Source organism: Rhodoferax sp. LB1P47, assembly GCF_056521445.1.
This window is the reverse complement of sequence record NZ_JBWMAU010000008.1, coordinates 96373-110359: the sequence shown is the minus strand read 5'-3', so window position 1 is coordinate 110359 and position 13987 is coordinate 96373. Positions and strand designations below refer to the sequence as shown.

Sequence of the window (13987 nt, the reverse complement as noted above, 5' to 3'; positions counted from 1 at the left end):
GGTAAAAATCAATGGACCGCAGCGGGGGTAGACACGGGCTGCACCACGCCGGCAGAAAGCCGGGCCGCACGGCGATAGCACAGCCAAGACATCGCGCACACCAGCAGTGCGGCCGTACCAATGGACGGTGTGCCAAAACCCGCCACCAGCACACCGCCCACCACCGGGCCAATCGCCGCGCCGCTCATCAGCATGGCGGGTGTCAACGCCACCGCACGGCCACTGGCATCGTGACGCGACAGCCAGCCGAAGACGAAGGTGTGGGTGAAGATCATCGGCGTCACAAACAAGGCGGTGGCCACCGCATACAGCGCAAAACCACTGCCCCAGGCCAGTGCCAGTGCCAGGGTGACCTGCACCAGTACGCCACTTGTGGCTGCTTTGAAAACCGGCCAGCGCCGCTCGGTCAGCGCCGCCAGCACCGGCGGCAGAAGGTTGACAAAACCCAGCACCACCAAGACCACCAGTACCCGGTCGCCAAAACCCCGCTCGGTGCCGATGCGCTCGGCAAAGCTAAACACCATCGACTGCGTAACGGCCATCAGCGTCAAGCCGGCAATCGCCCACCAGACCGGCGCGGCAATAGGCTGGACCTCTCGCGGCACGGGCTTGGCGCTACCGTCCGCCGTTGTGGGCCGGGGAAAAGCCAGCGCCGTGCCCAGCGTGGCACAGGCCATCAAGGCCGCAAACATGGCGAATAGGGCCACGCCGCCGTGCTGCGTCACCAGGCTCTGGGCCAGCCCAATGAACACGATGCCAGACACGCCCAGCCCCATGCTGACGATGGCAAACAGGCGGTGCGGCCGGGCGCTGCGGCCTATGGTGCCGTGCACAAAAGACAAGCCCATACCCGCGCCCAACCCGGCCACGGCGTGCAGCGCCGTCATCGCGCCCACATGGGTGGTCTGGGTGATTGCAGAAAAGGCTACAAAGGCGATCGCATAGCCCAGTGGCGCGGCCCGCCAGGGTGCATGCCGGTGAAAGCGTGGCGCAAACACCAGGCTGGCCAGCACCGCCGCCGCCAGATAGGCCGTGACCATCGCCCCTGCCTGCGGTGGACTCAGGTGGTACTGGCCTATCAATGCGGTACCCACCCACACGGGCAGCGCTACCAAGTCCACCATGCCGGCCACATGGGCCAATAGCAGAATGGCCCGGCCCTGCCAATGCTCGGTATTTGTTGTCATGCGGTTGTCTCCGTAGCTGCCGTCTGCGCGGCGGGTTTGAGTAGGAAGTGCGCCAGTGCGGGCAGCAGGATCAGCGCACCCAGCATGTTCCAGAGGAACATGAAGGCCAGCAGCAAACCCATGTCGGCCTGGAACTTGATGGGGCTGGCCACCCAGGTGATGACGCCAATCGCCAGCGTCACGCCGGTCAGCATCACCACCTTGCCGGTGAACAGCAGCGCCTGGTAATAGGCCTGCGACAGGCTGGCCCCGGCGCGCAACTGCGCGAGGGTGACGCTGAGGATGTACAGCGCGTAGTCCACGCCTATGCCCACGCCCAAGGCAATCACCGGCAGCGTGGCCACCTTGACCCCCATGCCGAAGGCCACCATCAAGGCTTCGGCCAGAAATGAGGTCAGCACCAGCGGCAGCACCGCCACCACCACCGCACGCCAGGAGCGAAAGGTGATGAAGCACAGCACCACCACAGCGCCATACACCATCAGCAGCATCTGGTGCCAGGCATGCTTGACCACGATGTTGGTCGCCGCCTCAATACCGGCATTGCCCGCAGCCAGCAGAAACTGCAGGTCCGGCGTGTCGTTTTCATGGGCGAAGGCAGCCACATGCCCAACCACGCGGGTCAGGGTGTCGGCCTTGTGGTCGCGTAGGTAGACGTACATCGTCAGCAGGCCGCAGCTGTCGTTGTACAGCCCGCGCGGTGCGCCAGCCGTTACGGTGTTGAGCATGTCCTGGTTGTTCAGGAACTCGTACCACTTGGGGTTGCCCTCGCTTAGCCCGGTCAGCACGCGGCGGTTCAGCAGCGCCAGGGTGTTGGTGGACTCCACGCCGTCCAACTGGCGCAGCTGCCATTCCAGCGCATCCACCTTGTTCAGCGTCTCGTACTGGGAGCACTGGCCTTCGGGCGTTTTGACCATCACCGCCAGCACGTCGCTGCCCGCGCCAAAGGCGCTGTTGATGAAGGCCACGTCGCGGTTGTAGCGGCTGTCGGCACGAAGCTCGGGGGCACCCGGGTCCAGGTCGCCAATCTTCAACTGCAACGACACCAGCGCACCGGCTACGCCCAGCAGCACGCCGCCCGCCACGGCCGCCGTAGCCCAGCGACGCTGGGTAAAGCGGTCCAGCCAGACCCAGAGCGGGCTGCGCGCCGCACCGCTGGCATCCGCCGATTCGGCCCGCAGGCTGCGCTGTGCGGCCGCAGGGCTGACGCCGGTGTAGCTAAGCAGAATCGGCAGCAAGATCAGGTTGGTGAAGATCAGCGCCGCCACACCCAAGCTGGCCGCCAAAGCCAGCTCGCGGATGGCCTGGATGTCAATCACAAGCAGCACTGCAAACCCCACGGCATCGGCCAGCAGGGCTGTCAGCCCGGCCAAAAACAGGCGGCGGAAGGTAAAGCGCGCAGCCACCAGGCTGGGCATGCCACGGCCTATGTCCTGCATGATGCCGTTCATCTTTTGTGCGCCGTGGCTCATGCCGATGGCAAACACCAGAAAGGGCACCAGGATGGAATACGGGTCCAGCTGCTGGCCCAGCAGCGGCAGCAGGCCCAGTTGCCACACCACCGCCACCATGGATGCGGCCACCACCAGCGCGGTGGAACGAACGCAGCGGGTGTAGGCAAACACCATCACGCTAGCAATCGCCACCGCCAAGGCAAAGAACACCAGCACCGCCTGCACGCCGTCGATCAGGTCGCCCACGATCTTGGCAAAGCCGGTGATGTGGACCGCCACCCCTTGTGCGCTGTACTTGGTACGAAGCACTTCCAGGCGCTGGGACAGCGCGCGGTAGTCGATTGCGTTGCCCTCGGCATCGCGCGCCAGCAGCGGCACAAACAGCACGCTTGAGCGCCGGTCCAGCGCCACGGTCTGGCCGATCTCGCCCGAGCGTTCGATATTCGCCTCCAGCCGTTGCAGGCTGGCCGCGCCGCCGTCATAGCCGTCGGGAATCACCGGGCCGCCCTCTAGGCCGTCTTCGGTTACACCAACCCAGCGGGTGGATGGCGTCCACAGCGACTTCATGCCCACGCGGTCCACGCCGGGCAGCAGAAATACCTCGTCGCTGATCTTGCGCAGGGTTTCCAGATAGGCCGCATCAAAAATACGGCCCTGGGGGTTGGCCACCGCAATGCGCACGGCGTTGCCCAGGCCGCGCAGCTCGCTCTGGTGTTGTAGGTAGTTTTGTACGTAAGGGTGGTGGCCGGGAATGGATTTCTCGAAACTGGCGTTCAACTCCAGCCGGGTCGCCTGCCAACCCAGCAGCAAGGTCACCAAGGCGCAGACGCAGACCACCCACACGCGGTGGTTGAACAGCAACCGCTCCACCAGCGAGCCAGACTGCATATCAAAGCCTGCCTGTGTGGGTGCTAAAGATGGAGGTGCCATCATGGTGCAGCCCCCACAGCGACGGCCATCGCCCCACGCACCGTGAGCGCCAGCAGGCGACCATCGGCCAGGGGCAATACGCCCGCTGGCGACGGAAGTGCCGCGCCAGGCAATAGGCTTAACACCCCGCCACGCAATGTAAATAGCTGCCCACTTTGGTTAGCCAACACAGCCCCCTGCCCCGGACGCAATGCCGACGCAGTGAATGAAATGGGCGCAGCCGCCGCCAGAGCCGACCAGGTAGCACCCGCGTCGGTGGAACGCCACGCATTTCCGCGCAGGCCAGCCAGCACGATCTCGCCAGGGCTGGGCAGTTCGGCTGTAAAGAAGCTGCCTTTGTAGGGCGTGGCCAGGCGCGTGAAGTGCTGACCAGCATCTTGCGATTGCAATACCAGGCCCTGCTCGCCCGCAATCACCACGGTGCTGCCCTGGGCGCGCACGGTGTACAGATGCAGAGCCTTGGGGTTGTCCAGTTGCTGGCCCCAGGGCTTCCAGCTGCGGCCGCCGTCTTCGGTGATGAAAGCCAGGTTGTAGGCACCCACCACGATGCCGCGCTGCACGTCAAAGAAATGTAGGTCCAGCAAAGGCTTGTCCGCGCCATCGGCCACCAGACGCTGCGCGTTCTTCACCGCCGCCGCGTTGCCACGTGCCTGGGCCTCGTCCAGCACCAACTGGGCCGCCTGCTTGCCGTCCAGCTGGCGCACCCAGGTCTCGCCACCGTCCACCGTTGCCAGCACCACGCCGCTGTGGCCCGTGGCCCAGCCGTGCTGCGCATCCACAAAGCGCACGGCGGTCAGGGTCACGCTGGTGGGAACCTGGACCTGGCGCCAGTGGGCTGCCGCGTCGTCCGACAGCAGCACAATGCCACGCTCGCCCACTGCCACCACGCGCGGGCCTGCCAGGGCCGCGCCCAACAGCACCGCGTGTGCTGCCTGCGGGCTGGCCAAGGCAGGACGGTCCAGCGCACTGCCTACCGGTGCGGCCCAGGCTGCGGGCAGTGCCAGCGCAGCAGCGCACACAAGCACGGCACGCAGCAAGCCCGATCCCGGTCGCTTCAAGGAAATAAAAAGCATGTTGTCCTGCACCTCAGCGAACGCTGTCGCCAGCCATAGCATCGGGCGAGAAGGTGGCGTCGGCGTAGCGCGGCTGTAGCGTGTATTGCGCCGACTTGCCGTTGTACAGGTCACCCACATAGGCGGTGCCCGATAGCAGATCGTTAAAGCCGAAAGCCCCGGTCACCGTGCCCGGCAGATCGGGCGCCACAAAGGTGGCGGTCCAGATGCTCTTCCACAACTGGCCGGTGGAGTCCCAGCGGTCGGCCAGCACACAGGCCCAGGTGTCTTCATCGCAGTAGTAGCGGCTCTTGGCGGCCGGGTGGCGCTGGCCGGTCCGCAGGCTGGCATCCACCACCCACACGCGGTGCAGTTCCCAGCGCATGAAGTCGGGGTTGACACCGTTTTTGCCCAGCACCTCGGCATCGGTCTTGGGTTGCAGCAGGCGATTGCCGTTGTAGGGGATGAACATCTCCTTCTTGCCTGCCAGCTTGAAGTCAAAGCGGTCCAGCTTGCCCGACCAGGTCTGCACCTCGTCAAAGCTCATCAGCCCGGCAGTAACCGGCGACGGTGTGTCGCAGCAGGGGTTGGGCAGCTTGCGTACGCGGCGCTGCCCGGTCAGGTAGACCCAGGACTGGGTTTTCGCCGGATCAATCTGGTCGCGGCCGACGATGGCTTCGCCCGCGCGTATCGGTGGCCCCACGTTGACCAAGCGGATCAGCTGGGTCTCAGGTGCCTTGGCGAACGACTCCAGCGTGACATCGGGGTAGTAGTACGGGATCTGGAAGTCGATGACACCATCGGTGGTCATCACCGGCTTGCCCTCGGCCGTGATCTGGTACTGGGTGACCTTGGACTGGAAGGAGGTGCCGCGCCAGCGCAGGATGTGGTTCCACATCACCTCGGCACCCAGCTTGGGCAGGGGAAATGGAATGCCGCCCACCACATCAGCCGGTACATCGCCCTGTAGCTTGCCACGGGTGGCGTTCTTTAACGTGTTGTCGTAGACCCACTGCGGGGCAGCGGCGGTGCGGTGCGTCTTGTAGACATCGACGCGGTAGTCGGGGTACTTCTTCAGCAAAGCCATGACACCGTCGCTGAGCTTGTCGGCGTATTGGTCGGCGTTCTTGCCGGTGATGCTGGTCAAGGGCTTTTCGTCCTTGAACGGATCGCCACGGCGACCGGCCGCCTTGTCACCGGCAATGGAGGTGGCTATACCGCCGGTCCAGGCGGGAATGCTGCCGTCCTTATTGGCAGATTTTTCAGCGCCCAGCGGGGTCAATTCGGTCTTCAGTTTTGCGGCTTCTTCTGCGCTAACGGCAGCCCAAGTGGGCAGGCTGGTGGCAGCGCCTATTAACAGCCCACAGGCAGCCAGCAGGTTATGGTGGGGGTTTTTCATGGTGTCTCCGGTAATTCCAATGCGCGGGGGTCAGAACGTGCGGCGCAGGTTCAATGAGATGAAGTCGCGGTCGCCCAGCGGGTTGCCGTCGCTGAACTGGCTGGTGCTGTAGTCGTGGAAGGGCTTGCTGGTGCCGATGTAGCGGGTGTAGTTCAGCCCGAACTGCCAGGTATTGCGCAAGTTGCCCTCGATGCCGATGTTGGCGCTGCCCGTGCCCTTGGGGCCCCAAGCGGTGACACTGGAACGGCCAGACACCGTGTAGCGCAGGCCCACGGGCACGCTGATGTCCACGCCGTCCAACACCTGCCGGTAGGCCGGGGTGTAGACCAGTTGCACGATGCTGGCATCGCGGGTGCGGCCCTTGTCCATCTCTTTGTCCGGGTCGTTCTTGTGCAGCACACGGTTCCAGGCCAACTCAGCCACCAGACCGCTTTCCTTGGCCACAAAGTTCGGGCCAAAGCTGGCAATGGTGGACAGGTTGATGTGCGCAGTACGCCCCGTGGGGTAGGCCGGCCGGGATGCACCGCTGGGGCCAAAGTACAGGGCGTTGTTCACGTTCAGCGGCATGTTGTCGCGCAGCGAGGCTTCGGCGGACAGGTTGAAGTCGCCCACAGAACGCGTCACGCTGGTACCCACCACATCGATATCACTGCCGAATACATAGAACCAGCGGCTGTCCGTGGTGGGCGCACCGGGGTTCAGGCGGGAGTAGAGCTGGCCGGTCTTGTCGTGGTACCGCGCGTAATAAAAGCCCAGGTCGGTCTCGTCCAGCCGCCACTTGGCCTGCAAGCCAAACTGCCCACTGTTGCGTGGTTTTTCGTCGCTACCCGGCGATGCCACATAGTTGCCACCCACGCCGGGCACCGACAGCGGTATGCCGACATATTCCGGCCCGGTGGCCCCCCAGGGAATGTTGGCGGTAGAAAAGTAGCTGCCGGCAGCCGGCACGCGAGTCTGCTTCCACTGGAACTGCACATAGCCGCCCAGGCTGAAGTTGGGCGCCACCTGCCACTGGCCCGACAGTTGCGGCACGGGAATGGCGATTTCCTTGAACTGCGCGTTCGGCGACGACAGCAGCTTGGACACGTCCATCGGCCCCTGCGCAGCGGCAATGCCGTTGTCGCCAAAGAACAGGCTTTCGCCGTACAGCAAGGTGTGCTGGCCCAACCTGCCGCTGAGCTTGCCGCCGTTGGCCAAGGTGGTGCTGCCAAACACAAACGCATCCATCAGCTCCGCCTTGCGGCCGGATTCCTTGCGGGTGTTGTCGGAAAACTGGTTGTAGGGCGACTGGCCATTGGTCCGATCGTTAGGCGCATCGGTGCCGCCCTGGTAGGCCCGGTCGTACCAGCCCGCAGCGCTCACCCGCATGCCAAAGCGGCCCTGGTACACGGCATCGAACTCGGACAGCAGATCCACCCGCTCCGACGCAAAGCCGCGCTTGCTGAAGTTCTGGTCGCCCGCATTGAAGTTCAAAGCCTGCGGCGCGCCCTGGGCACTGAAAGACTGTGCCAGCGCCGGGTCCGCATTGCGCAGCCGGTACATGGTGCTGGCCTTGACCGTGTTGTCAAAGCGCAGGCTCAGGTCCGGATTGCTGCTGTCCAGCTCCATCGCCTGGGCGCCAGACACAGCCACCAGCGCAGCGCAGGCTATGGCCGTAAGCGCCATCCGCTGGGTCTGAGAATAAGGGGAATAGGGGCGCGTGGCCCGGGCGGACGCAGTCCGGCTCCATAGACGTGGGTGCATTGTTTGTCTCCGTTTTATTGTCTTGCGGCGGCTGCACACTGCGGTGTGCCCCGACCTGGAAACGCAATGTACGCAGGGCTAAAGCATTCGTAAAATGGATTCTTTCGATTCCACACATCCACGCCACCAATACCAAGGGTTACCCCGAGCATGCGATTCAACAAACTCGACCTCAACCTGCTGGTGGCACTGAACGCCTTGCTGACCGAGCGCAACATCAGCCGTGCGGCTGTGCGCCTGCATCTCAGCCAGCCCGCCATGAGCAATGCGTTGGCACGCTTGCGGGCTTATTTCGAAGATGAATTGCTGGTGCCGTCGGGGCGCCAGCTGATCTGGACACCGCGCGCCGAAGCGCTGGTGGAGCCGGTACGCGAGGTACTGATGCGGATCGACAGCACGATTGCAGCGCAGCCCCGTTTTGACCCGGCCACCGCCTCGCGGGCCTTCACCCTGCTGGTGTCGGACTTCACCACCACGGTCTTCGTACCGGCTTTGCTGGAGCGGCTGTACCACGAGGCACCAGGCGTGCGCATTGACCTGCGTATGCAATACACCAACCCCGCTGAAATGCTGGAGCAAGGCGACGCCGACCTGCTGATCATTCCGGCCCAATACGCCTCGCCCGACCACCCATCCCAGCCCCTGTTCGAAGAGAACTACGTGTGCGTCACCTGGACCGGCAACCGGCATATCCAGGACAGCCTGAGCTTTGAAGACTACCTGGCCGCCGGCCATGTGCTGGCCAACTTTTCCGGTGCCGCGCAGACACCGGCATTTGACGGCTGGTTTCTGGAGCGCTTCGGCATCACCCGCCGGGTCGAAGTCACGGCCCCGACTCTGGCCGCCCTACCCAGCCTGGTGGTGGGCACCGACCGCATCGCCACCGTGCACCGCCGGCTGGCCGAGCGGGTGCGCCACCTGCTGCCCATCCGCATCTGGGAGCCGCCGCTGGAAATACCCAAGTTGGTCCAGATGCTGCAATGGCACAAATACCGCAACAACGACCTGGCGCTGGCCTGGCTGCGCACCTGCGCGCTCGAAGTGGGCGCGCAAATCTAGCTGCACCGGGCCAACTTGGTACGGCTAGTGCACCCGCTAAGATGTCAGACAACTTAAAAGAAAGAAAACCCCCGATGGACTTCCCCCTGCACCAACTCAGCATGACGGTCTTGATGACCCCCGACATGGCCAATTTCTCCGGCAATGTGCACGGCGGCGCGGTGCTCAAGCTGCTCGACCAGGTAGCCTACGCCTGCGCCAGCCGCTATGCCGGGCGCTACGTGGTGACGGTCAGCGTGGACCAGGTGATGTTTTTGCAGCCCATCCACGTGGGCGAGCTGGTGACGTTTTTGGCCAGCATCAACCATGCGGGCACCTCGTCGATGGAGGTAGGCATCAAGGTGGTGGCCGAAAACATCCGCGACCATGCGGTGCGCCATGTGAATAGCTGCTTTTTCACGATGGTGGCGGTAGACGACAACCGCAAGCCCGCCCCCGTGCCGCCCTTGCTACCCACCACGCCAGATGCAAAACGCCGCTTCGAGCAGGCCGTGCTGCGCAAGAACCTGCGCAACGAGTTGCGCAGCCGTTTCAAGGCCATCAAAGATAAATTTGAATGAAATAAGGCTATAGCGCATATACCACCTGCGCTAGAAGCTATTTATTTAATAGCAAATACTAGCGATCAATGCTGCTGCCCATATCGTCCAGCCACAGCACACGGTCGGCGTAGCACTGCAAGTCGGCCGACAAGGTGGCCTGCGCGCCGTTGATCCAGACCTCTTTGCGCAGGTCGGACTTGAGGTAGGAGATGGCGTCTTCAAAGTCGCCATCGCCCGCCGACAAAATGACCCGGTCGTAAATGCCCTGGGCGGCCAGCTTGATCATCAGGGTGGCAATGGCCACGTCCACACCTTTTTGCACCGTGCGGTCAAACCGCGTGCCGCAGGACGGGCACTGGTTGTGCTGCTCTTTGAGCTTGTACAGCTGCACGCGCATCTGCGGGCCCTTGGGCGGGGCGGACTTGATCCAGGTGTGGAAGGCGTTTTGCGCCTCGGCGTTGGGGTCGCCGGTGGAGTTGAGGTAGTAGCTCTCGTACAGCGGGCCGCCGTTGGCCCGCACCAGCTCGTTCTTCAGCTTCAGGTAGTCAAAGCCGTTGGGGCGCGAGCGGCCAAAGTTGTACAGGTAGGCGGCATCAACGATCCAGACAGTTTTCATGGGGGTAGGGGTCAAGAGGTCACTTCATAGAGTTCTAAAGGCAAGCCGTCGGGGTCGGCAAAAAAGGTGAAGCGGCCGCCGGTAAATGCATCTATCCGCACGGGTTCTACCGCCACGCCATCGGCTTGCAAGCTGGCAATATTGGCATCCAGATCGGCCACCGCAAACGCCAAATGGCGCAAGCCGCAGGCTTCGGGCCGGGACGGGCGCGGCGGCGGTGTAGGGAACGAAAACAACTCGATCTGCGAGCCATCTGCCAGTGCCAAGTCCAGCTTGTAAGACTGGCGTTCCACCCGCAGATTTTCAGCGATCACCCGCAGGCCCAGGATGCGGGTGTAGAAATCTTTGGAGCGGGCGTAATCGGCGCAGATGATGGCTGCATGGTGGAGGCGGGCGAGGTGCATCATGGCTTGGAGCTTACCGCGCCTGCATCTACTTCACGCAAAAACTGGGTGGCGTGCTTGCGCACCCCGGCCTGCACTGCGTCCCACACGCGCGGGGAGAAGTCGGGGGGCAACAGTGTTTGCACCTGCGCCAGGGCCGCATCCACGCGCCGCACCATGCCTTGCATCTGCGGCCACACCCTCGGCGCGCCACAGCTTTGCGCCAGGGCGTACCAATGCCGCACGCGGATTTCACCCAGCTTGTAGTGCTTGGTTTTGGCCCGTAGCGCCATCGCCAGCGTGGCTTTGTGCTCGGACACTAAATTCGGCCCCTCACCGAGGATGGGCCAGGCAGACAGCACGTCGTACAGCGCGGTCAGGCCAAACGTGCCACCTCGGCGGTGCGACAGCGAAAAGTTTTTAGCATGCCCGTCGGTGGCGGCCAGCAGCCAGAAGGCGAGCTGGGTTAACGCGAAATGGGCGCAGTCGTCTGCCGCTTCAGCACTGCCCGCCAGCACGTCCAAGCAGTTGCGCATTGAGGGGCCACCGTCGGATTCGTACTTCCTCAAAGGCGATGTTCCAGTAGCCTGGCACATATCTTCCTGGGGCAGCCGGGCGATCCAAGCGCCTGCGGGCGGGGTAAAACCGGGGCGGTTGTGCTGGTTATCTCCCAGGTTTTTCCCCAAGTTTTGCCAGCGCCGGTCAAAGCGCTCGACCACCAAGGCTTTTTGGGTGCCAAACCGGGCCATCTCGGTGGTGGCCACGCGCAAACCCAGCGCCGCCACGATCTGCGCGCACAGCCATTCGTTCTCTATCGAATCGCGCATGTCGGCCTGCATATTGCCCACCAGGCCCAGGGGCAGTTTCAGGATATGGGTGGTGGGCGTGGCGCCCAGCGGGCGCTGCCATATTCCGCCAAATCGCAGCAAGGCGGTTTTCTCCTGCGCCCCGGCAATGGAGATGCGAAAGTCGCCATCGTCCTGGTGCTGGCCCAGAGGTGCATCGGTGGTGGCGGTACGCAAGATACGTTCGACATCGGACTCGGTGAGCGGCTCGCACTCCACCCGGTTCCAATCCTGGGGCTGCACGCCCTCGGGCAATATTTGCACCGCCCCCACGCAGTCGCGGCCAATGGCGGCCAGCAGGTCAAAGGCCTGGGTAGACTTGGTTTTGAAGCGCGACACCAGGCGCTTGCGGATGTCCTGGCTGTCGGGCAGCAGATTCTCAAAGTAATTGGCTACCGCCGCGCCCCGATGCTCGCCATTGCCCTCGGTAAACGGCAGCGACAAGGACAGGGCCCGCCCCCAGACGGTGCGGGGCCAGAGGTCGTCGTACTGGAAGGTCTGCACCCCGTTGCGCGAGGTGGACCACACGCCTACATAGCGGCCATTCATCCAAATGTGCAGAGCGGCGGCCATTACCAGTCGCCGTCTTGGGTCGGCACGATAGATTGAGGCAGCGCCTCACCGACAAAAAGCGCTTTCGCTACCAAAGCATCGCTAGCCGCCAAAGGCATTTCTTCCAACCCCATGCGCACACCCAGGGCGGAAAAAACCCGCAGCAGCTGCTCGACGCTGATGGACAGCGGGTCCCCTTCTATGCGGGCCACGCGGGCCTGGCTCAAGCCCAGCTGAGCGCCCAGATCTGCCTGGCTAAACCCTTTGGCACGGCGAAGTGCCCGCAGGTGGGTCGATAGCTGTGAAGGGGTTTGGATTGCATAGGCCATTCCGCAGCATATGCCATATCAGGCATTTATTCAATATATGCCGAATTACGCATAAAGGCACAAAATGCTTGATTTGGCATATTACGCTGCCATCGCCTCCCGCACCGCCGCCAATTGCCGCCGCGACACCATCAGCGGCTCGTCCAGGCCTTGCAGGCGCACCGCCCAACCTTCGCCTTCCTCGGGGTCAAAGTGTTTTTCCAATGCCCGCAAGGCCCGCCGGGATACCAGCGCGTTGCGGTGGATGCGGATAAGCACGTTTGCAAAACGCTGCTCCAAATCGCCCAAGGCACCGTCCAGGATGTAGTTTTTAGTGGCGGTGCGCACAGTGATGTACTTCAGCTCGGCCTTCAGGTACAGCACGCTGGGCAGCGGCACGCGTTCGGTACGGCCCCGGTCGTGGATCAGCAAAAATTCAGCAGTCAAATCGGTCTCTAGCGCAATATTAGTATGCACATTCCGCTCTACTTTTTGTAGCGATTGCTGCAACCGCTCCAGCCGCACGGGTTTGGTCAAATAGTCCACCGCCTCCACCTCGAACGCCTGCAACGCATACCCGGCATGGGCGGTCACAAACACCACAGCGGGCGGGGGGGTTAGGCCGCGCAGCAGTTGGGCCAGGTGCACGCCGTCCATGCCGGGCATGTGGATGTCGAGCAGCACCACGTCAAAGCGTTGGGTGTGCAGCAGCGCCAGTGCTTGCTCGGCATTGGCGGCCTCCCCCGCAACGATGGCCGCTGGGGCCGTGCAGTCGCCCAGCAAGGTGCGCAGGCGGGAGCGAGCCAGGGCCTCGTCGTCCACCACCAGCACGCGCAAGGTCTTCATGCCGGCACCTCGATACGGACGTGGAAACTGCCGTTTTTCAACCCGGCCTGGAACTGGCTTTGCATGTCGTGCAGCAACTTCAGGCGGTCGCGCACGTTGTCTAGCGCCAAGCCGTGGCCGGGTGCGCCCTGGCCGCCGGGCACGGTGTTGGTGATTTTGATGACCACGGTGCTGCCCCGGCGCTCGGTAGAAATATGCAAATCTGCCCCGCTGGCACTGGGCTCCACGCCGTGCTTCACCGCGTTTTCAACCAGCGGCTGCAACAGTAGCGGTGGCAACTGGGCCGTGGCCGCGCGCGGGTCCAGCGCCCAGTGAATCCGCAGGCGCTCGCCAAAGCGCACCTGCTCGATGGACAGGTAGCGCTCGGCCAGCGTGGTCTCTTGGGCCAGCGTGACGGACTCGCCCTGGTCTACCAGCGCGTGGCGAAACAGGTCGCTCAAATCCTCCAGCAAAGCCTCGGCCTTGGCCGGTTCGGCGCGCACCAGGGCGATGGCGCTGTTCAAGGTGTTAAACAAAAAATGCGGGCGGATGCGGGCCTGCAATTCGCCCAGCCGGGCCGTGGTGGCTGCCGGGGTGCGGGCCTGGGCACGCAGCACCAGGCCCGCCACCACCAGGGCCGACAACCAAGCCCCCGCTGCCGCGCTGGCCAGCCAGGGCACGGGGTCGAGCAAACCAATCAAGGCCAGCATGGCGCACCCATACACGCCCGCCAAGCCGCCCAGCACCACACCGCACACGTTTTGCAGCCGCAGCGAAAGGCGCGCCAGCGGCTGCTTCAAGCTGCACGCCGCCAGCAACCACACCAGCACGGCAGGCAGAGCACCACCGGTCCACAGCGCCAGCCGGGTCAGCCAGTCCCAGGTGTTTTGCGCGCCAAACAGCGCCGCCACGGCCACCGCCACCTCCACAAACAGCACCGCGCGCAGGATCACCCCCGCCTGGCAGGCATCAAACACCAGCGCAGCGCGGGACGGCGGGGCGGCCAAAGGATGGAAGCCCGATAAAATTTGCGACTCTTGCATACCGGCCGATTATTGGGGAAGTTCATCCCCGCTGGTATGCCACTCCTTT

At 63.7% G+C, this 13987-nt stretch carries 13 protein-coding genes; 2 read left to right on the top strand and 11 right to left on the bottom strand.

Going from position 1 to position 13987, the window contains the following annotated elements:
- Positions 1 to 8: 8 nt before the first annotated feature.
- From AC0969_RS11245 to AC0969_RS11225, 5 genes are read right to left on the bottom strand one after another with little or no spacing between them, the layout of a single operon-like run.
- Complete coding sequence (locus AC0969_RS11245; RefSeq protein WP_479624231.1) at positions 9 to 1187, bottom strand: MFS transporter; 1179 nt, start codon at positions 1185 to 1187, stop codon at positions 9 to 11.
- The gene (locus tag AC0969_RS11240) at positions 1184 to 3529 is read right to left on the bottom strand and encodes an efflux RND transporter permease subunit (protein ID WP_479624230.1); all 2346 of its coding nucleotides are present in this window, start codon (positions 3527 to 3529) and stop codon (positions 1184 to 1186) included. The genes AC0969_RS11245 and AC0969_RS11240 overlap by 4 nt, the downstream gene beginning before the upstream one ends.
- 41 nt (positions 3530 to 3570) lie before the next feature.
- On the bottom strand, positions 3571 to 4644 hold the full coding sequence (locus tag AC0969_RS11235) for a WD40/YVTN/BNR-like repeat-containing protein (protein WP_479624229.1): 1074 nt from the start codon (positions 4642 to 4644) through the stop codon (positions 3571 to 3573).
- 13 nt (positions 4645 to 4657) lie between these two features.
- Positions 4658 to 6022 (bottom strand): DUF1329 domain-containing protein, encoded by a 1365-nt coding sequence (locus tag AC0969_RS11230; protein WP_479624228.1) that lies wholly within the window; start codon positions 6020 to 6022, stop codon positions 4658 to 4660.
- 30 nt (positions 6023 to 6052) lie between these two features.
- Positions 6053 to 7765 carry a DUF1302 domain-containing protein gene (locus tag AC0969_RS11225; protein ID WP_479624227.1) on the bottom strand — a complete coding sequence of 571 codons (1713 nt, stop codon included), beginning with the start codon at positions 7763 to 7765 and terminating at the stop codon, positions 6053 to 6055.
- Between the two features lie 150 nt (positions 7766 to 7915).
- Between AC0969_RS11225 and AC0969_RS11220 the strand changes: the two genes are divergently transcribed.
- Together AC0969_RS11220 and AC0969_RS11215 are read left to right on the top strand one after the other, a co-directional pair.
- Entirely contained in the window at positions 7916 to 8824 is a 909-nt protein-coding gene (locus AC0969_RS11220) for a LysR family transcriptional regulator (RefSeq protein ID WP_479624226.1), read from the top strand.
- Positions 8825 to 8898: 74 nt separating this feature from the next.
- On the top strand, positions 8899 to 9384 hold the full coding sequence (locus AC0969_RS11215) for an acyl-CoA thioesterase (protein ID WP_479624225.1): 486 nt from the start codon (positions 8899 to 8901) through the stop codon (positions 9382 to 9384).
- A gap of 58 nt (positions 9385 to 9442) precedes the next feature.
- Here the strand turns inward: AC0969_RS11215 and AC0969_RS11210 are convergent, their stop codons facing one another.
- The 6 genes from AC0969_RS11210 to AC0969_RS11185 all read right to left on the bottom strand — a co-directional run bounded on the left by AC0969_RS11210 (position 9443) and on the right by AC0969_RS11185 (position 13938).
- Positions 9443 to 9982, bottom strand: a complete 540-nt coding sequence (locus AC0969_RS11210; RefSeq protein WP_479624224.1) for an NYN domain-containing protein — start codon at positions 9980 to 9982, stop codon at positions 9443 to 9445.
- 11 nt (positions 9983 to 9993) lie between these two features.
- Positions 9994 to 10386 carry an SMU1112c/YaeR family gloxylase I-like metalloprotein gene (gene gloA2, locus AC0969_RS11205; RefSeq protein WP_479624293.1) on the bottom strand — a complete coding sequence of 131 codons (393 nt, stop codon included), beginning with the start codon at positions 10384 to 10386 and terminating at the stop codon, positions 9994 to 9996.
- Positions 10386 to 11783, bottom strand: a complete 1398-nt coding sequence (locus AC0969_RS11200) for a type II toxin-antitoxin system HipA family toxin (RefSeq protein ID WP_479624223.1) — start codon at positions 11781 to 11783, stop codon at positions 10386 to 10388. Before AC0969_RS11200 ends, gloA2 begins: the two co-directional genes overlap by 1 nt.
- On the bottom strand, positions 11783 to 12091 hold the full coding sequence (locus AC0969_RS11195) for a helix-turn-helix domain-containing protein (RefSeq protein WP_479624222.1): 309 nt from the start codon (positions 12089 to 12091) through the stop codon (positions 11783 to 11785). Before AC0969_RS11195 ends, AC0969_RS11200 begins: the two co-directional genes overlap by 1 nt.
- Before the next feature lie 81 nt (positions 12092 to 12172).
- Complete coding sequence (locus AC0969_RS11190; protein ID WP_479624221.1) at positions 12173 to 12916, bottom strand: LytR/AlgR family response regulator transcription factor; 744 nt, start codon at positions 12914 to 12916, stop codon at positions 12173 to 12175.
- Positions 12913 to 13938, bottom strand: a complete 1026-nt coding sequence (locus AC0969_RS11185) for a sensor histidine kinase (protein ID WP_479624220.1) — start codon at positions 13936 to 13938, stop codon at positions 12913 to 12915. The genes AC0969_RS11190 and AC0969_RS11185 overlap by 4 nt, the downstream gene beginning before the upstream one ends.
- Between the last annotated feature and the right edge of the window lie 49 nt (positions 13939 to 13987).

Bases quoted from the DNA above. Each gene is read 5' to 3' on its own strand.
- AC0969_RS11245 (WP_479624231.1), bottom strand. From the start codon at position 1,187: ATGACAACAAATACCGAGCATTGGCAGGGCCGGGCCATTCTGCTATTG.
- AC0969_RS11240 (WP_479624230.1), bottom strand. From the start codon at position 3,529: ATGCAGTCTGGCTCGCTGGTGGAGCGGTTGCTGTTCAACCACCGCGTG.
- AC0969_RS11235 (WP_479624229.1), bottom strand. From the start codon at position 4,644: ATGCTTTTTATTTCCTTGAAGCGACCGGGATCGGGCTTGCTGCGTGCC.
- AC0969_RS11230 (WP_479624228.1), bottom strand. From the start codon at position 6,022: ATGAAAAACCCCCACCATAACCTGCTGGCTGCCTGTGGGCTGTTAATA.
- AC0969_RS11225 (WP_479624227.1), bottom strand. From the start codon at position 7,765: ATGCACCCACGTCTATGGAGCCGGACTGCGTCCGCCCGGGCCACGCGC.
- AC0969_RS11220 (WP_479624226.1), top strand. From the start codon at position 7,916: ATGCGATTCAACAAACTCGACCTCAACCTGCTGGTGGCACTGAACGCC.
- AC0969_RS11215 (WP_479624225.1), top strand. From the start codon at position 8,899: ATGGACTTCCCCCTGCACCAACTCAGCATGACGGTCTTGATGACCCCC.
- AC0969_RS11210 (WP_479624224.1), bottom strand. From the start codon at position 9,982: ATGAAAACTGTCTGGATCGTTGATGCCGCCTACCTGTACAACTTTGGC.
- gloA2 (WP_479624293.1), bottom strand. From the start codon at position 10,386: ATGCACCTCGCCCGCCTCCACCATGCAGCCATCATCTGCGCCGATTAC.
- AC0969_RS11200 (WP_479624223.1), bottom strand. From the start codon at position 11,783: ATGGCCGCCGCTCTGCACATTTGGATGAATGGCCGCTATGTAGGCGTG.
- AC0969_RS11195 (WP_479624222.1), bottom strand. From the start codon at position 12,091: ATGGCCTATGCAATCCAAACCCCTTCACAGCTATCGACCCACCTGCGG.
- AC0969_RS11190 (WP_479624221.1), bottom strand. From the start codon at position 12,916: ATGAAGACCTTGCGCGTGCTGGTGGTGGACGACGAGGCCCTGGCTCGC.
- AC0969_RS11185 (WP_479624220.1), bottom strand. From the start codon at position 13,938: ATGCAAGAGTCGCAAATTTTATCGGGCTTCCATCCTTTGGCCGCCCCG.